The sequence below is a fragment of the Serinicoccus profundi genome (genome assembly GCF_008001015.1).
GTDB classification, from domain to species: Bacteria; Actinomycetota; Actinomycetes; order Actinomycetales; family Dermatophilaceae; genus Ornithinicoccus; species Ornithinicoccus profundi.
This window is the reverse complement of record NZ_CP042862.1, coordinates 2,254,476-2,271,929: the sequence shown is the minus strand read 5'-3', so window position 1 is coordinate 2,271,929 and position 17,454 is coordinate 2,254,476. Positions and strand designations below refer to the sequence as shown.

Genomic DNA, 17,454 nt, shown 5'->3' with positions numbered 1-17,454 from the left:
CATGGCACCCGGACGCGAGAGCTCCCTGGCCTGGATGGAGGCCGGCACGCGGCTGTGGGAGGCCACGCTCGAGGCGCTGGAGGACCACGCGCTCACCGCGCCCTCCCTCCTGCCGGGCTGGACGCGGGCCCACGTGGTGGCCCACGTCGCGCTCAATGCCGGCGCGCTGCACAACCTCGTGACCTGGGCGCGTACCGGTGAGGAGACGCCGATGTATGCCTCGCCTGAGTCCCGCGACGCCGACATCGAGGACCTCGCGACGGCGTCCGCGGCCGAGCTGCGGCGACGCTCGAGCGGCGACGCGCTGGCCCTGGCCGAGGACGTCGGACGGCTGGGGGAGGAGCAGTGGGAGGCCCGGGTGCGGGTGCGTCAGGGCACGCAGATCCCGGCCTCCGTCATCCCCTGGCTGCGCGTGCGGGAGGTCTACCTCCACGCGATCGACCTGGGGGCCGCCGCGTCCGACCAGGACCTGCCGCTGGACGTCGCCGCCGCGCTCGTGGGTGACGCCAGCCGGCAGCGCTCGCGCGTCGAGGGCCACCCGAGCCTGGTCCTGCAGGAGCTCGACGGGCAGGGGCGCTGGGAGATCGGCGAGCCCGCCGCCGACGCCGTCGAGGTCTCGGGGGACGTCCGGGCGCTCGCCGCCTGGGTCACCGGGCGACCGGCCACCCTCCCGCTCACGAGCCGGGGCGACCTGCCAGAGCTGCCCGCCTGGCTCTGAGCCCCCGCTCACGAGCCCGGGTCGACCTGCCCGAGCTGCCCGCCTGGCTCTGAGCCCCTGCTCACGCGGCCAGGGTGGCGTGCCGGAGCTGCCCGCTGCGTGGCGAGGCGCTGCTCAGCCCTGTGCCACGTCCTCGACGGCGCGCATGACCCGCAGCACGTTGCCGTGCGCCAGCTTTTCCAGGTCGGCGCCGGACCATCCGCGACGGCCCAGCTCCTCCCAGAGCGCGGGATAGGTCGACACGTCCTCGAGCCCGGCCACCACCTGCTCGGTGCCGTCGAAGTCGCCGCCCAGCCCCACGTGGTCCACCCCGGCCACGGCACGCAGGTGCTCGACGTGGTCGGCCACCTGCTCCAGCGTCGCCACGGGCCGCGGGTTGGCTTCCTGGTGGGCCCGGCTGAAGCGGGTCATCGCCGGGTGGTCGTTGGGGTCCACCCCGGCGGCGTGCGCTGCCTGCCGCGCCCCGACCTGCCAGTCCCAGCAGTCCTGGGAGACGAACTGTGGCACGAAGGTCGCCATGCAGACCCCGCCGCCGGAGGCCAGCGACTCCAGGACGTCGTCGGGGACGTTGCGCGGGGAGTCGCACAGGGCGCGCGCCCCCGAGTGGCTGAAGACCACCGGGGCAGCCGTGGCCGCGAGCGCGTCCCGCATGGTGGTGGCCGCGACGTGGGAGAGGTCGACGAGCATGCCAAGCCGGTTCAGCTCGCCGACGACCTCGCGCCCGAAGCCGGTCAGCCCCCCGTGCTCGGGCTCGTCGGTGGCGCTGTCGGCCCACGGGGTGTTGTGGTTGTGGGTGAGGGTGAGGTAGCGCACCCCCAGCCGGTGCAGCACCCGCAGCACCCCCAGCGAGGAACCGATCGAGTGCCCGCCCTCGGCGCCGAGCAACGAGGCGACCCGGCCCTGCGCCATCGCCTCCCGCACCTGGGCCGCGGTCGTGGCCAGGGCGAGGCGGTCGGCATACCTCCTGACGAGGCGGTGCACCACGTCGACCTGCTCGAGCGTGGCGAGCACCGCCTCGGGCTCGGTGAGGGAGGACGGGACGTAGACCGACCAGAACTGCCCACCGACGCCGCCCGTGCGCAGACGCGAGAGGTCGGTGTGCAGGCCGAGCCCCCGGGTGTCGGCGCGCAGGTCGACCTCGAGCGCCCGCTCGGCACCGACGAGCTCACGCAGCGCCCACGGCAGGTCGTTGTGACCGTCCAGCACGAGAGGGTGGGCCCCGTCGCTCACGGCCGCGTCCGTCCGCGGCCGCCGCCATGGAAGGGGTGGGCTGCGGCATCGTCAGGTGCGGGCGTCAGCGGCATGGGCCCCATCATGGCCGACCACCCGCCCCACCCCGAGCCGGTAGGTCGGGCCCCGGGTCCGCCGTAGACTCGGGGGATGCCTGAAGCCTCCCGTAGCGTCGCCGTCGTCACCCTGGGGTGCACCCGCAACGAGGTGGACTCCGAGGAGCTGGCCGGTCGCCTCGCCGCCGAGGGGTGGACCCTCGTCGAGGACGCCGGCGACGCCGACGTGGCGGTCGTCAACACGTGCGGGTTCGTCGAGCAGGCCAAGAAGGACTCGATCGACGCGCTCCTCGAGGCCAACGAGCTCAAGCGCACCGGTCGCACCCAGAAGGTCGTCGCCGTCGGGTGCATGGCCGAGCGCTACGGCGAGCAGCTGGCCGCGGAGCTGCCCGAGGCCGACGCCGTCCTGGGCTTCGACTCCTACGGCGACATGTCCCAGCGCCTGCGCACCATCCTCTCCGGCCAGTCGGTGCCCTCGCACGTGCCGTCCGACCGCCGGCGGCTGCTGCCGATCTCACCGAGCGCACGGCATACCTCCAGCACAGGGGTGGCGCTGCCCGGGCACCAGCAGCCGAGCGCCGCACCGAAGGACGAGGTCCCGCTCGAGCAGGTCGCCCCCGCCACCGGCCCCCGGGTCGTGCGCGCCCGGCTGGACGGCCGCCCGTGGGCGCCGTTGAAGATCGCCTCCGGCTGCGATCGACGCTGCGCGTTCTGCGCGATCCCGATGTTCCGCGGTGCCTTCGTCTCGCGGACGCCGGAGGAGATCCTCGCCGAGGCGACCTGGCTGGGGGAGCGGGGCGTCAAGGAGGTCTTCCTCGTGAGCGAGAACACCACGTCCTACGGCAAGGACCTCGGTGACCTGCGCCTGGTCGATGCGCTGCTGCCCGAGCTGACCGAGGTGCCGGGGATCGAGCGCGTGCGGGTGTCCTACCTCCAGCCCGCGGAGATCCGCCCTGACCTGCTGGACGCGATGGCGAGGACGCCCGGCGTGGTGCCCTACTTCGACATCTCCTTCCAGCACGCCTCCGGCCCCCTGCTGCGGCGGATGCGCCGCTTCGGCGACCGCGAGTCCTTCCTCGGGCTGCTTGAGCAGGTCCGGGCCCGGGTGCCCGAGGCCGGCATCCGCACCAACGTCATCGTCGGCTTCCCGGGGGAGACCGAGGAGGATCTGGCCGAGCTGACCGACTTCCTCAGCGAGGCACGGCTCGACGTCGTGGGGGTCTTCGGCTACTCCGACGAGGACGGCACCGAGGCCGAGGGGTATGCCGACAAGATCGACGAGGACGTCATCCGCGAGCGGGTGGAGCAGGTCGGGGCCCTGGTCGAGGAGCTCACCGCCCAGCGCGCCGCCGAGCGGATCGGGAGCACGGTGGAGGTGCTCGTCGAGTCGGTCGAGGGCGACGACCCCGACGACGAGCCGCGCCTGGTCGGCCGCGCCGGGCAGCAGGGCCCGGACGTCGACGGCGTGACCTACCTCGTCGACGAGCAGGGAGGTATGCCCTCGCTCACGCCGGGCACGATCGTCACGGCGCGGGTGGTGGACACCGAGGGTGTGGATCTGGTGGCATGTCCCATCGTCTCTCCCGGCAGCGAGGACTCCCCACGATGATCGGCCCGCACGACCCCGACGGCCCTGACCTCGCGACGGCGGCGGTCCCGGATCGGGTGTCGGCGTGGAACCTCCCCAACGCCCTCACCGTGCTGCGGATCGCGCTCGTGCCGTTCTTCGGCTGGCTGCTGCTGGCCGACGGGGGCGACGACGTGGCGCTGCGCTGGTGGGCCCTGGCGCTCTTCCTCGTCGCGATCGCCACCGACTGGGTCGACGGGCACCTGGCCCGCAAGCACGGCCTCATCACCTCCTTCGGCAAGCTCATGGACCCCATCGCCGACAAGGCCCTCATCGGGACGGCGCTCATCGGGCTGTCGTTGCTCTCGTTGCTGCCCTGGTGGGTGACGGTCGTCATCCTCGTGCGCGAGATCGGCATCACCCTCATGCGCTTCGTCGTCATCCGGCGCGGCGTCATCCCCGCGAGCAAGGGTGGCAAGCTCAAGACGGTGCTGCAGGCGGTCGGCATCTCCATGGTCATCGCGCCGCTCGGCGGCTGGTTCGACGACCTCGGGGTCTGGGTCATGTATGTCGCCACGTTCGTCACCGTCGTGACGGGGGTCGACTACGTCCGGCAGGCGTTCGCCCCGGCCGGCCGGTCCACCACCGCGGGATCGTGACCGGCGGGTCGGGTGAGGACGTCGCCGCCGCGCTCGTGCGGGGGCTCGTCGCACGTGGGGAGTCCGTGGCGACGGCTGAGTCGCTGACCGGTGGGCTCCTCTGCGGGGCGCTGACCGGGGTCCCCGGGGCGAGCGCAACCGTCCGTGGTGCGGTGGTGGCGTATGCCGTCCCCGTCAAGGAGCGGGTGCTCGGGGTCGCCCGCGAGGTGCTCGACGCGCACGGTGCGGTCTCGCGGGAGTGCGCGGAGGCGATGGCGGTCGGGGGAGCCGGGGTCCTGGGCGCCGACTGGTGCGTCTCGACCACCGGGGTCGCGGGCCCGGACCCCAGCGAGGGCAAGCCGGTGGGCACCGTGCACCTCGCCGTCGCGCGCCGGGAACACGTGCAGGCCCATCAGATGTTGACCCTCCATGGCGATCGTGACCAGATCAGGAAGGACACGGTGAAGGCCGCGCTCGAGCTGCTGCGTGACTGCCTGGGGCAGGGTGTGTCGGGCGAGGGAGGTACGGTAGAGACATCAGGTGCCGTACCGGCACCCCCGCGACCCACCCGGTCCGCACGGGTCGGTGGCGCCGCACGACGCACGACCGAGACGGCGAGAGACGAGGAGGGATGACCATGGTGCTGCTGAGACGCGAGCTCGGGGACGCCCTCCGGGAGACCCGCCAGACGCAGGGTCGGACCCTGCGCGAGGTGAGTGCCTCGGCGTCCTGCTCGCTGGGCTACCTCTCGGAGATCGAGCGCGGGGAGAAGGAGGCCAGCTCTGAGCTGCTGGCCTCGATCTGCAAGGCGCTGGACGTGCCCCTGTCGCAGATGCTGTCGACGGTCGCCGACCGGGTCAGCCTCACCGAGGCCGCTGAGACCACGATGACCACGGTGCTCACCGAGGGCCTGGCCAAGCCGATCGACTCCCGCCGCGTCGCGCGCCGCGAGTCGGTCGTGTCCGCAGCCTGAGCCGCCGGCGGCCCGCGACGTCCGATGCACCTCGACCTCCGACACGAGCCGGGTCGGGTCCTCATCGGCCTCACGCCCGGCGAGGGCGAGCCCGACACCCGCAAGGGTGGGCTGGCACGGCATACCGCGTCTTTCGAGGTCTCCGTCGCCCCGCGTTCGCTGCACCCCGACCTGCTCGTCCTGTCGGCCATCCTCTGCGCCCGACCGTGGATCCGCCGGCAGACACCCGTCGTCACCTCGGTGGCGGGAAGCGAAGCACTGGCCACGGCGCTGCGGTCCGGGCCGGGGCTGCGCCTGGCGTCCGTGGATCCCGATCTGGCGCCGCGGGCCCGACCTGAGCCGGGTGCCCCCGGGCTGTGCTTCAGCGGCGGCACCGACAGCGTCGCCGCGCTCGCCGTCATGCCGGAGGCGACCCGCTCCTACCACCTCCGGCGTCGGGCTCCGGCGGGGGAGCGGCGGGCCACGATGTTCGACACCCGAGCGGCGCAGCAGTCCTGCGAGGTCGTGCGCCGGCACGGGCGGCAGGTCGAGGTGGTGCGCAGCGACGTCGAGTACCTCCGCGACGTCATGGGGTTCCCGCACGACTTCACCACCGCCGTGCCGCTGCTGCTCCACGCCGACCGGGACCGGCTCGACGCCATCGCCTGGGGTGCCCCGCTCGAGGCGACCTACCGGCTGCAGCGCGGCTACTACCGCGACCTCGCCGACTCTCCCTTCATCGGGGAGTGGGGCGACGTCTTCGCGGCCGTGGGGCTCCCCGTGTGCGTGCCGATCGCCGGCGTCTCCGAGGTCGTGACCAGCCGGATCGTGCAGACGCACGCGCTCGGCGCGGCAGCCCAGTCGTGCGTACGCGGGCCGCGTCTCGGCGCGCCGTGCGGACGCTGCGCGAAGTGCGCCCGCAAGACGCTGCTGGCCGGCGCCGTCACCGGCCGGTGGCCCTCCGCGCACGTGCTGGAGCGGCAGTGGCGCGGGGCCGAGCCCCGGGGGCACCTCCTCGCCGACCCGGTCAAGGTGGAGCCGGTCATCGCCCACACCACCCACGCCTACCTCGCGGCGGGAGGCGACAGCGCGCTCCTGCGCCTGGTGGCGGACAAGGTCGGCCCCGATCCGTTGCCGTGGCTCGACCGCTCCTACGAGCCCGCCCTCGAGCTGGTGCCGGAGCCCTACCGCGCCGAGATCGCCGACCGCCTGCACCGGGTCGCGCCCCCAATGAGTGCCGCGGAGGAGCAGGCGGTGCGCGACTACGACGTGCGTTCCGTCGACCGCGCCGCGGCACAGCAGGCGCTCGCCGCGTGGCTGGACGCCCACCCTCCCCAGGAGCGGTGGCCGCGCGTCACCGGGCGAGCCAGGAGGGAGGCCCGGGCGCGCCTACGCCGGTGTCGCGACCGGGTCCGCAGCCTCCTGCCAGGTGGGCGACGCGACTAGGTCGCAGACAGGCCTCTGGTCAGTGGCACCTCCTGGGAGACGTGGGACAGCTTGGCAGGGTTGCGCACGACGTAGATCGTCGTCACCACTCCGCCCTCGACCAGTGCGGTGGCGACGCTGTCGACCCGGCCACCCAGCCGGATGACCATCGCCGGGGAGCCGCCCACGAGCGCGCGTTCGACGGTGAGGTCCTCGCGGTAGACCCCGGTGAGGAATCGCAGGACCTTCTCCACCCCATGGATGGGCCGCAGCGCCGCGCTGACCGCGCCCCCGCCGTCGCTGAGCAGGACGACGTCGGGGGCCAGGACATCCATCAGCTGCTGCAGGTCGCCGGTCGCCGTCGCCGTCCGGAACACCTCCACGACGCGGTGCTGTTCGGCTGAGTCGACCTGACCCCGCGGTCGCCGGGCCTGCACGTGGCTGCGCGCCCGGTGGGCGATCTGCCGGGTCGCCTCCGGCGTGCGGTCGATCGCTGCGGCGATCTCGGCATACGGCAGGGCGAAGACCTCGCGCAGCACGAAGACCGCGCGCTCGATGTCGGTGAGGGTGAGCAGCACGAGCTGGACGGCGGTCGACACCGAGTCGGCGAGCGTGACGTCGTCGGCGACGTCCGGAGTGGTGAGGAACGGCTCCGGCAGCCACGTGCCGACGTAGTCCTCGCGGCGCCGGGCCAGGGTCCGCAGCCGGTTGAGGGCCAGCCTGGTGGTGATCCGGACGAGGTAGGCACGCGGGTCGAGCACGTCTGAGCGGTCCGCGGCGTCCCACCGCAGCCACACCTCCTGCAGCACGTCCTCGGCGTCCACGACGGACCCGAGCATCTCGTAGGCGACCGTGAAGAGCAGCGGTCGGTGCCGGATAAAGGTGTCCGTCGGCGAGCTCGCCGGTTCCTCACCCATGGTCTGCGTTCGTGTCAGCAGGTCTTGTCGCGCTCGGGCCCCCGGTCTCCGCCATGCCTGCCAACGGCACCGGGCACCGGTCGCTGAAGCCCTGGCTGCTCAGGCCGAGCGCCGCGTTCACCCGGGATCGCAGGTTCTCCACGCCCACCATCATCGTCAGTTCCACCAGTGCCGTGGGGCCGAGGGCCGCCTCCAGCCGGTGAACCTGCTCGTCGGTCACCTCGGGCGGGTCGGCGGTCATCGCCTCGGCGTAGTCCATGACGTCACGCTCCAGCGCGGTGAAGACCTCGCTGTCCCGCCACCTCGGCACCTGGCTGACCTTGGCCAGGTCCAGACCGGCGACCTGCGCGCCGTGGTAGCCGAAGTCGAGGCACCAGGAGCAGCCGATGCGGCCCGCGCTCGCGAGGACGGCATACGTCTTGAGGTGCGGGTCCAGGGCCGACCAGCGCGAGAGCAGGCCCTCGAAGACCAGGTCGGTGAGGAGCACGCGCGGGTGGTGCCACAGCGCCCGGGCCGGGTCGGGGACCGCTCCGAAGAAGCGCGTGGTCAGGGTGGTGACCAGGCGGCCCAGCGGGCCGTCCAGCCGGGCGGGGGTGATGCGCAGGGACGTCATGGTGTCCTCCTCGTGGATCGGTGTCGACATGGAGACACCGGCCGCCTGAAGGACGTGACATCAGTAGGTCGGGCGTCGCCCGTGACCCAGCGGAGACTGGGGCCGACCGTCGTCCGTGGGCGCCCGCCCTCCCTGGCAGCCGGGGCAGGAGAACATCACCCGCTGCTGGGGCTGCACGCCGATGGGCGCGAGCCGGATCGTCGTCCCGCACCTCTTGCACGGCAGGCCCATCCGTCCGTGCACCCACGCGTCGTCGTCGTTGACGTCGCCGCGCCCGGTGATCGTGGTCCGACCGGCCCGGCAGCTGAGGACGAGCAGGCGTCGCGCCAGGGTGAGCAGCTCGCTGACCTGCTCCTCGGTGAGCTTCCCGACGGGGGTCCAGGGGTTGATCCGCAGCAGGAAGAGCGGCTCCGCGGTGAAGATCGTGCCCATGCCCGCGACGTTGCGCTGGTCCAGGCAGGCCTCGGTGATGGTGCGGGCCGGGTCGGAGCGCACGTTCGCCAGGGCGACGTCGGCGTCATACCCCGGGTCGAGCAGGTCCGGCCCGAGATGACCGACGACGCGGTCTTCCTGGCTGGTGCGGACGAGGTCGAGCATCCCGAGCGAGTCGCCGACCGCCACCCGTTCGTCGGTCCACACCAGGGCCCGGACGGTATGCCGTCGCCCCAGCGGGTGCCGCCGCGCCACCGGGTGCACCCGCCAGGACCCCTCCATCCGCAGGTGGCTGTGCAGGGAGAGGTCGCCCTCGATCCGGTGCAGGAGGTGCTTGCCGCGGGGGACCACCTCGAGCGTGCGTCGCCCGGAGAGGTCGGCCGTGGCGTGCGCGGGGACCCGCAGGTCGGAGCCCACCAGCACCTGACCGGCCAGGCCCTGGTGCAGACGGCGGGCGGTCCGCCAGACCGCGTCTCCCTCAGGCACGGGGAAAGCCTAGGCCGAGCGAGGTGCCGACGCTCAGGACGGCCGTCGGAGGCTGGTCGGTCCAGGCCAGCGCCGCCGCCTGACCGTCGTTGACCAGCTCGCTCACGCGCACCGGCCGGTCCAGGCCTGCGGTCAGGGCCGCGCCGAGCAGGGCTGTCGGGTCCGGGCCCAGCCGGCCGAGGGTGCCGTAGGTCTGGTCGTCGTCCAGCACCCCGTCGACGACGTAGTTGGCGAGCGAGACCCGGACCTCCAGCTCGGCCACGCCCCGCGTCGACGCTGCGGGTCGCCTCGGCCCACATCGGTCGTCGCCCGCCTCGGCCACCGCCTCCGGTGCACTCCGGCCGGTCACCCGTCTGCCGGTCTCCCCTCGGCTGGTCACCTGTCGGGTCGCCTCGACGACGAGCGCCAGGAGACGCTCCGGCGCCGGCCAGGTGCCCACGTCCCACGGCGTCCACGGCACGCCGGTCCGATGCACCGGGCCGAGCGTGCCGGTGCGAGCGGTCCACGTCGCCGCCTTGACGGCCGAGTGGCCGAGGTCGAGGACGAGCAGGTCGCCGGTGACGGGCGCCGCCGCGACCAGACCGGTCAGCGGGGCGATCGCTGGGTCTGCGGCGATGAGGAGCTCGGCGGGCAGGGCACGCAGGTCGGGATCGGCCAGGGCCTGCTGCCCGAGCGCCCCAGCGACCACCCCACCGCCGAGGACGAACCGGCGCACCGCAGCCCAGCGATCCCATTCTGCGGCGTCCCACTCCTCCCGGGCCCGTCGGTCGGCGTCGTTGGGACGGGTGAGCGTGCGCAGCAGTCGGGTCAGTCCGGCGATCCACTCCGCCGCGACCTCCTGCGCCCACGGCTCCTCGTCGCGCAGCGCAGCGTCCAGGGCGGCGAGCGGCTGCTCGACCGGGCGAGGCGAGGGGTGGTGGACCTGCACCCGCTCGGCGAGGCCGACGGCGCCGAGGACCCGCCCGGCCGGCCGACCGTGCCACGGCTGCCGCTCGTCGAGGAGCAGAGTGCGGTTGAGCCCGGTGCGGCGGGTCACCGGCGGAGGGGTCACCGCGACAGTGTGCCTTCCCCCAGCTCCAGCCGCTCGCCCACCCAGTCCTCCCGCAGCCAGCGGTCGTGGCTGGCGACCACCACGGCGCCGGGGTAGTCGGGCAGCGACAGCTCCAGCTCGGAGACGAGCAGCAGCGACAGGTGGTTGGTGGGCTCGTCGAGCAGCAGCACCGCCGGCGGGTCGGCGAGCACGATCGCGAGGTCGAGACGACGGCGCTGGCCCACGGAGAGGTCCCGCCACCGCTGGTCGAGGTCACGGGCGGCCAGCAGCCCCAGCCCGGACAAGGGGTAGCGATCGGCGCGCTGCGCACCGATCGCTGCGGCATACACCTCACTGGCCGTGCTGTCCGGCTCGCGGGTAAGTGGCTCCTGGGAGAGCAGGGCCACGCTGCCGGTCGGGGCACGGGTGACGCTCCCGCCCGTCGGCGCGAGGTCGCCGGCGAGCAGTCGCAGCAAGGTCGACTTGCCGGAGCCGTTCGCGCCGGTGACCAAGAGCCGGCTGTCGGGACGCAGGGTGAGGCTGACCGGGGTCAGCCGGGTGGTGTGGCTGAGGTCCTGGGCGACCAGCAGCGGTCCCTGCCCCTCGGGCCGATGCCGCGCCAGGGCCCCGAGCCCGCGGAACCTCAGCCGGGCGGACGGCCGGCGCACCTGTGCGGCCTCGAGCCGTTCCAGCGCGGTCCTCGCGTCGTTGACCCGACGGGCTACCACCGTGGCGTTGCGGTCGGAGTAGAACTTCCGGGAGATCCGCGACTCGGTCCGTGGCGGGCGGTCGGCGTGGCCGACCCGCTGGTCGGCCCGCACCCGGGCGCGGAGCCGCTGCAGCTCACCCTGCTCCTCCTGGTAGCGCTGGACCCACCGTCTGCGCACCGCTCGACGGTGCTGGAGGTATGCCGTGTAGCTGCCGGTGAAGCGCGTCAGGCCGTAGCCCGACCCTGATGGCTCCGCGGTCACCACGCGGCGACGGTCCTCCTCCTGCTCACGGCCGTCGTCGAGGGAAGGCACGCCCGTTCGGGGCATCGGTGCCGGGTCGAGGTCGAGCAGGGTGGTCGCCGACTCGTCGAGGAAGGCGCGGTCGTGGCTGGCGATGAGCACCGGACCGCTCCAGGTGCTGAGCAGGTCCACCAGCAACGCCGTCCCCGCGTCGTCGAGGTGGTTGGTCGGCTCGTCCAGCAGCAGGGTGTCGGGAGAGCGCAGCAGCATCCACGCGAGTGACAACCTCGACCGCTGACCACCGGAGAGCTCACCTGCCGGGCGGTCGCGAGGCAGGTGGGTCAGGCCCAGTCCCTCGACCACGCGATGGGTGCGCTGCTCGACGTCCCAGGCCCCGGCGCGACGGGCGGCCTCGAGCGCCAGATCCAGCTCGGTGGCGGCCCCGGCGATACCGTCGCCGAGGGCCGCGCTCGCTCGCTCGACGGCCCGGGTGAGCGAGCGCAGGTGCCCGGTCGCGTCGGCGAGCACCCCGTCGAGGCGGAGGGAGGGGGCGAAGGGTGGCTCCTGGTGGAAGAGCCCCACCACGCCCGGGGCGTGCACCGACCCGACGTCGGGAGTCAGCAGGCTGGCCGCCACCCGCAGCAGCGTCGACTTGCCGGAGCCGTTCTCGCCGATGAGGGCGGCGCGCTCGCCGGAGGAGACGACGAGCGAGACGTCGGTGAGGACGCGACGGTCGCCGAAGGACAGGGAGATGCCGTCCATTCGGAGGTGGTCGGAGGCGGACGCGGTGGACGACGGCAGCAACGATGGTCGTGACATGGCGGGGATCTCGAACTCCTGGCGAGGGGGACTGACGGGCGGGACGCACACGGCGGCATCGGGAGGCGGGGCGTCAGGAGATCCACATGGGGCGCACGCTAGCAGGGTGGTCACCGCCGGTCACCTGCCTTTCCGGGCGGTCGGCCCGGACCGGCCCGGACCGGCCCGGACCGGCCCGGACCGGGCCGAGATGGCCGACCAGGACGACGACGAAGCCGGGGTGGACGACCAGGACGACGACGGGCCGGGGTGACTGATCAGGACGACGCCGGAGCTGGGTCGCCGACCAGGACGACGGCGGGGCGGCGCGGGGTGCCTCGGACGTCAGCGCCGCAGCCGCAGACCCTGCGGGGCCGTGTGGAACCCGGCGTCGGCCAGGGCAGCCGCCAACGGGTGCGCCGAGCCGAGGGCCCCGGCCCCGTCGATCTTGGCGATGGTGATCCCGCTGAGGGATCCGCGGCGCACCGCGGTGACGAGGGCGCGCGCGGCCGCGGGCCAGACCTCACCCGGGTCGGCCTCGGCGGGCAGCTCCATGGTGAGGGCGCTGCGCCCGCCGCGCTCGAGGTAGAGCGCCAGCACGCCGTCGACGAGCACCACCATCGAGCCGGCCTTGCGCGCCGGACGGTGACCGGCCTCCTCCTCACCCCGCTCCGGCCAGGGCACGCTCGCGCCGAAAGGGCTGGCCGGGTCGGTGGCCGCGAGGAGGACCACCTCGGGGCCGCCCGCACCCCGACCGGCGCTGCCTGCCTGCCAGCCCGCGCCACCCCCAGCACCAGCGCCGCCCGCCTGCCACCCGCCGCTGCCAACAACCTCGCCGCTCTCGGCACCGACGCCGTCATCACCAGAGCCGTGCGGGCGCTCGTGGCTGAGGGCCCGCAGCCGGTCGATGGCCCCGCTGCTGCCGAACTGCGCGGCCCCCAGGCCCTCGACGACGTAGCCGCGGCGCACCCGACCTGCCTCCTCTGCACCGGAGAGCACGCGGTAGACCCCCGCGAACCCCCCGGGCACGCCCTCGGCCACGACGGAGCCGCGGGTGAGCACGCCATACCGGTCCAGCAGCTGCTCGGCCCCCGCGAGGGCGCGGACGGTGGGATCGGTCTCGACGGGCGGCAGCAGCGACCACCGGCCCACCGTGGAGGCGGGGCCCGACCGCGTCGGTCCGGAAGGTCGGCCGGGCCTCGCGCGCGAGCTCGCCAGACCCACGGAGGTGCGCGACCACCGGGCGGGACGGGAGGGTGCGCGGCGCGCCTTGTGGGTGGTGCGCCCACCCGAGAGCAGCGCCCGGACCGGGGCGTAGGTGTCGGCGCTGACCCGGCCGGACCACACCAACTCCCAGAGCGTGGCCGCGAGCCGCTGGTCGTCGAGGGAGCCCACGGCGTCGCTGAGCGCCCGGAAGAAGTAGGCGCCGCCGGCGACCCGCTCGAGCACCTCCAGCACCCCGCGCGCCGTCTCGTCGAGGGCGTCGGGGTCGTCGTCGGTGGCGACCGGCTCCGGAGGCGTCATGGTCAGGTGGGCGGTGTCGGCGAGATGGAGGGAGACCCACCCGTCGTCGCCCGGGAGGGAGCCGTGCCCCTGCCAGAGCACCTCGCCGCCGCTCATGAGCTCGTCGAGCATGGCGGGGGAGTAGTCGACGACGCGGGCCGGCAGAACGAGCGACTCCAGCGCCGAGGCGGGGATGCGGGCACCGGCGAGCTGCTCCACGGCGCGCACCGTGCCGTCGAGGCCACGCAGCTCCCCGACCGACTGCCACCGCGGCAGGAAGCGGGCGTAGGCGGCCTGCGTGACCGGCTCGACCTCCTGCCGCAGCGCGGCCAGCGAGCGGCGTCGGAGCAGCCGCAGGACCTCCGCGTCGCAGACGTCCTCGTCGCCGGTGCCGGAGGGAGCGAGCGCGCCCATGGCCATGCGGCCGGAGGAGACCTGTCGGCGCACGGCGTCGCGGACCACGGCGGTGCCCAGGCCCAGCCGCTGCGCGAGGGAGTCGACGGTGAACGGGGTATGCGTGCGGGCGTGCCGGACCACCAGGTCGGCGAGCGGGTCCTCGACACCCTCGAGGAAGGTCGCGGGCACCCCCACCGGCATGGCGACCCCCAGAGCGTCCCGCAGGCGGGCGGCGTCCTGGGCGTCGGCGACCCGCTGCTCCCCGGCGATGCGCACCTCGATGATGCGCCGCGCCTCCAGGAGCGCGGCGAGCCATCCCTCGACCTCCTCCCGCTGCTCCTGCGTCGTCCGCTCGCCGACCTCCTGACGGGTGAGCGGCCCGAGCACCCGGAGCAGGTCCACGACCTCCTCGGGGTCGCGGGCCTGGCGATCGGGGGCGAGGCGTTGCAGCTCGGCCTCGGTGCGGGCGACGACCTCGGGGTCGAGCAGGTCGCGCAGCGCTGCCCCCTCGCCCCGACCGAGCAGTTCGGCGAGCAGACCGGCATCGAGCGACAGCGCGGCCGCCCGACGCTCTGCCAGGGGGGAGTCCCCCTCGTAGAGGAACTGGGCGATATAGCCCATGAGCAGCGAGGAGGCGAACGGTGACGGGCGTGGGCTGGCCACCGAGACCAGCTGGACCTCCCGGGAGGCGAGCTGGCGCATGAGCTCACGCAGCGCCTCGACGTCGTAGACGTCCTGGACGCACTCGCGCACGGCCTCCAGGACGATGGGGAAGGTGGGGTAGCGCGAGGCCACCTCGAGCAGCTGGGCCGACCGCTGCCGCTGCTGCCACAGCGGCTGCCGCTTGCCGGGGTTGCGGCGGGGGAGCAGCAGCGCCCTGGCCGCGCACTCGCGGAAGCGGGAGGCGAAGAGGGCGGACCCGCCGATCTCCTGGGTGACGAGATCGGCGACCTCGTCCGGGTCGAGGGTCAGCAGCTCGGCGATCTCGGCGTCCAGTCGCGCGGCCTCCGAGGCACCCGAGCCTCCTCGTGAGGACGAGGACCCTGCACCGCGGCCTCCCGCACCGCGTTCGGCGCCCGCGCCGCGATCCGCCTCGGGTCCCGGACCGCCGTCCGACGCCGGTCCGTCCTCGCCCGGGTCGTCCCAGCCGCCGAGGTCGGGCAGTCGGAGCACGATGCCGTCGTCGGCCGCCAGCGCCTGGACGTCGGCCCCGAAACGCTCACGCATGCGGGCCGCCAGGCACAGCGCCCACGGCGCGTGGACCGGGCTGCCCCACGGCGAGTGCACGACCACGCGCCAGTCGCCGATCTCGTCACGGAAGCGCTCGACGACGATGGTGCGGTCGTCGGGCAGGTGCCCGACGGCCTCCCGCTGGTCCCCGAGGTAGGTGAGCAGGTTGTCGGCGGCGAAGCCGTCCAGCCCCTGCTCGGCCAGGTCCGCCAGGGCGGCCTCCCGCGGCCGCCCCGCGATCCGGCGTACGAACTCGCCGACCGCCGCGCCCAGCTCGGCGGGCCGCCCCAGCGACTCGCCCTTCCAGAACGGCAGCCGCCCAATCTGTCCCGGTGCCGGGGTCACCAGCACCTGGTCATGGGTGATGTCCTCGATCCGCCAGCTGGTCGTGCCCAGGGTGAAGACGTCACCGACGCGGGACTCGTAGACCATCTCCTCGTCGAGCTCGCCGACGCGCCGCCCGGGCCCCTCGCCGGTGGCGAGCATGACGGCATACATGCCGCGGTCGGGGATCGTGCCGCCGGAGGTGACGGCGAGCAGCTGCGCCCCACGCCGGGCGCTGAGCGTGTCGGTGACGCGGTCCCACACGATCCGTGGGCGCAGGTCGGAGAAGTCCTCGCCGGGGTAGCGCCCGGCGAGCATGTCGAGCACCGCGTCGAAGAGGGAGCGGGGGAGCGCGGCGTAGGACGCGCTGCGCCGCACCAGCGCGAAGAGATCCGTGACCGCCCAGTCCTCCATCGCCAGCATCGCGACGACCTGCTGGGACAGGACATCGAGCGGGTTGGTCGGCACGGTGAGCGACTCGATCGCGCCGCGCCGCATCCGGTCGACCACCACGGCGGTCTGGACGAGGTCGGCGCGGTGGGTCGGGAAGAACACCCCGTGGCTGGTGGCCCCGACCTGGTGCCCGGCCCGGCCGACCCGCTGCAGCCCCGAGGCGACGCTGGGTGGGCTGGCGACCTGGACGACGAGGTCGACCGCGCCCATGTCGATGCCGAGCTCCAGGCTGCTGGTCGCGACCACCGCCGGCAGCTGACCAGTCTTGAGGGCGTCTTCGATCTGGCCGCGCTGCTCCTTGCTCACCGACCCGTGGTGTGCCCGGGCGAGGACGGGTGGGGCCGCTCCGCCCGACCCCGACTGGGCCATGACCTGGGCCGAGGACCGGGAGGTATGCCGCCCTCCCGCGGCGTCGATGTCGCCCGTGGTGTCCTCCCCGTCCCCCTCGTCGGCGTCGGCGGGCGCGTGCCGGTCCTCCCACTCCTCGTTGAGGCGGGAGGTGAACCGCTCGGCGACCCGCCGGGAGTTGGTGAAGACCAGCGTCGAGGTCTGGGCGGCGACGAGGTCGGTGACGCGGCGCTCGATGTGCGGCCAGATCGAGGCCCGCTCCTCCGGGTCGGTGGCCGGCGCCCAGACGTCCTCGGTGAGCTCGCCGCCGGCCCCGTCGAGGTCAGGCAGGACCGGCCCCGGACCGGCTCCGTCGAGGTCGGGCAGGACCGGCCCCGGACCGGCCCCGTCGAGCTCGGTCACGGCCAGGCCGTCGTCAGTGGCCGTGGCCTCCTCCCAGTCGCTGCTGCCCGGGGGCGGCCCGTCGGTCCGGGACGCAGGCTGCGCCCCGGGAGCACCGGGCCGCTCCGCGGCACCGGGGTCGGCCATGTCGGGGATCGGCACGACCACCTCGAGGTCCCAGCTCTTGGTCGAGGTCGGCTGGACGGTGCTCACCGGACGGCCACCCGCGAGGTAGCGGCCGACCTCCTCGACCGGCCGCACGGTGGCGGACAGCCCGATCCGCTGCGCGGGGCGCTCCAGCAGGTGGTCGAGGCGGTCGAGGGTGAGCGCGAGGTGGGTGCCGCGCTTGGTCCCGGCCACGGCGTGCACCTCGTCGACGATGACCGACTCGACCCCGGTGAGGGCGCTGCGGGCCTGGGAGGTGAGCAGGAGGAAGAGCGACTCCGGCGTCGTGATGAGGATCTCCGCGCCGTCCTTGGCGAAGGCCCGGCGCTCGGCGGCCGGCGTGTCACCGGAGCGGACGGCCACCGACACCTGCGGAGCCTGCGCCCCCAGTCGGCGGGCGGCGTGGCCGATCCCGACGAGGGGAGAACGCAGGTTGCGCTCCACGTCGACGGCCAACGCCTTGAGCGGGGAGACGTAGAGCACCCGGCACCGCCCGCGGGGCTCGTCCGGTGCATCCGTTGACGCGCCCGCTCCCCGCTTCGCCTTCTGCGGGGCGGCGGGGCGCGGCTCACTGACGATCCGGTCGATGGCCCAGAGGAAGGCCGAGAGCGTCTTGCCCGACCCGGTGGGCGCGACGACGAGGGTGTGCTCGCCGCGGCTGATGGAGTCCCAGGCACCGAGCTGGGCGGCCGTGGGGCCCGCGAACGACGCCTCGAACCAGGCGCGGGTCGGCGCGGAGAAGCGGCCCAGCACGAGCGAGGGGTCGAGCTCGGTGGTGGCGCTGTCGGGGTGGTCGCTGCCGGTCACGCGGTCACTGTGCCACGCGGCACCGACAGAGGTGG

Annotated in this window: 14 protein-coding genes; 7 read left to right on the top strand and 7 right to left on the bottom strand. The window is 74.2% G+C overall.

The window, feature by feature from the left end:
• Position 1: 1 nt before the first annotated feature.
• Positions 2 to 718 carry a maleylpyruvate isomerase family mycothiol-dependent enzyme gene (locus tag FA582_RS10495; protein WP_029540954.1) on the top strand — a complete coding sequence of 239 codons (717 nt, stop codon included), beginning with the start codon at positions 2 to 4 and terminating at the stop codon, positions 716 to 718.
• Between the two features lie 114 nt (positions 719 to 832).
• On the opposite strand, the gene FA582_RS10490 is transcribed toward FA582_RS10495, so the two are convergent.
• Positions 833 to 1,948 (bottom strand): dipeptidase, encoded by a 1,116-nt coding sequence (locus tag FA582_RS10490; RefSeq protein ID WP_010147821.1) that lies wholly within the window; start codon positions 1,946 to 1,948, stop codon positions 833 to 835.
• Between the two features lie 150 nt (positions 1,949 to 2,098).
• On the opposite strand from FA582_RS10490, the gene rimO reads away from it, so the two are divergent.
• Genes rimO through FA582_RS10465 form a run of 5 tightly spaced genes read left to right on the top strand, consistent with a single transcriptional unit; the run spans position 2,099 to position 6,607 of the window.
• Entirely contained in the window at positions 2,099 to 3,613 is a 1,515-nt protein-coding gene (gene rimO / locus FA582_RS10485; protein WP_010147820.1) for a 30S ribosomal protein S12 methylthiotransferase RimO, read from the top strand.
• Complete coding sequence (pgsA, locus tag FA582_RS10480; RefSeq protein ID WP_010147819.1) at positions 3,610 to 4,230, top strand: CDP-diacylglycerol--glycerol-3-phosphate 3-phosphatidyltransferase; 621 nt, start codon at positions 3,610 to 3,612, stop codon at positions 4,228 to 4,230. Before rimO ends, pgsA begins: the two co-directional genes overlap by 4 nt.
• Entirely contained in the window at positions 4,227 to 4,844 is a 618-nt protein-coding gene (locus tag FA582_RS10475) for a nicotinamide-nucleotide amidohydrolase family protein (RefSeq protein WP_010147818.1), read from the top strand. Before pgsA ends, FA582_RS10475 begins: the two co-directional genes overlap by 4 nt.
• Positions 4,845 to 4,846: 2 nt before the next feature.
• Positions 4,847 to 5,182, top strand: a complete 336-nt coding sequence (locus FA582_RS10470; RefSeq protein ID WP_033229005.1) for a helix-turn-helix domain-containing protein — start codon at positions 4,847 to 4,849, stop codon at positions 5,180 to 5,182.
• Between the two features lie 24 nt (positions 5,183 to 5,206).
• Complete coding sequence (locus tag FA582_RS10465; protein ID WP_010147816.1) at positions 5,207 to 6,607, top strand: DUF6395 domain-containing protein; 1,401 nt, start codon at positions 5,207 to 5,209, stop codon at positions 6,605 to 6,607.
• Here FA582_RS10465 and FA582_RS10460 read toward each other — a convergent pair.
• The 5 genes from FA582_RS10460 to FA582_RS10440 are packed head-to-tail and all read right to left on the bottom strand — an operon-like array spanning position 6,604 to position 11,776.
• Positions 6,604 to 7,503: an RNA polymerase sigma-70 factor gene (locus tag FA582_RS10460; RefSeq protein ID WP_010147815.1), complete on the bottom strand. Its 900-nt coding sequence runs from the start codon at positions 7,501 to 7,503 to the stop codon at positions 6,604 to 6,606. The genes FA582_RS10465 and FA582_RS10460 overlap by 4 nt on opposite strands.
• Positions 7,496 to 8,146, bottom strand: coding sequence for a carboxymuconolactone decarboxylase family protein (locus FA582_RS10455; RefSeq protein ID WP_010147814.1), 651 nt, complete (start codon positions 8,144 to 8,146; stop codon positions 7,496 to 7,498). Before FA582_RS10455 ends, FA582_RS10460 begins: the two co-directional genes overlap by 8 nt.
• Positions 8,147 to 8,176: 30 nt before the next feature.
• Complete coding sequence (locus FA582_RS10450; RefSeq protein ID WP_010147813.1) at positions 8,177 to 9,034, bottom strand: DNA-formamidopyrimidine glycosylase family protein; 858 nt, start codon at positions 9,032 to 9,034, stop codon at positions 8,177 to 8,179.
• Entirely contained in the window at positions 9,027 to 10,085 is a 1,059-nt protein-coding gene (locus tag FA582_RS10445) for a hypothetical protein (protein WP_010147812.1), read from the bottom strand. The genes FA582_RS10450 and FA582_RS10445 overlap by 8 nt, the downstream gene beginning before the upstream one ends.
• Complete coding sequence (locus FA582_RS10440) at positions 10,082 to 11,776, bottom strand: ABC-F family ATP-binding cassette domain-containing protein (RefSeq protein ID WP_010147811.1); 1,695 nt, start codon at positions 11,774 to 11,776, stop codon at positions 10,082 to 10,084. Before FA582_RS10440 ends, FA582_RS10445 begins: the two co-directional genes overlap by 4 nt.
• 163 nt (positions 11,777 to 11,939) lie before the next feature.
• Between FA582_RS10440 and FA582_RS16405 the strand changes: the two genes are divergently transcribed.
• Entirely contained in the window at positions 11,940 to 12,086 is a 147-nt protein-coding gene (locus FA582_RS16405) for a hypothetical protein (protein WP_158640869.1), read from the top strand.
• 71 nt (positions 12,087 to 12,157) lie between these two features.
• Here FA582_RS16405 and FA582_RS10435 read toward each other — a convergent pair whose 3' ends face one another.
• Positions 12,158 to 17,419 carry an Lhr family ATP-dependent helicase gene (locus tag FA582_RS10435; RefSeq protein WP_010147810.1) on the bottom strand — a complete coding sequence of 1,754 codons (5,262 nt, stop codon included), beginning with the start codon at positions 17,417 to 17,419 and terminating at the stop codon, positions 12,158 to 12,160.
• Positions 17,420 to 17,454 lie beyond the last annotated feature (35 nt).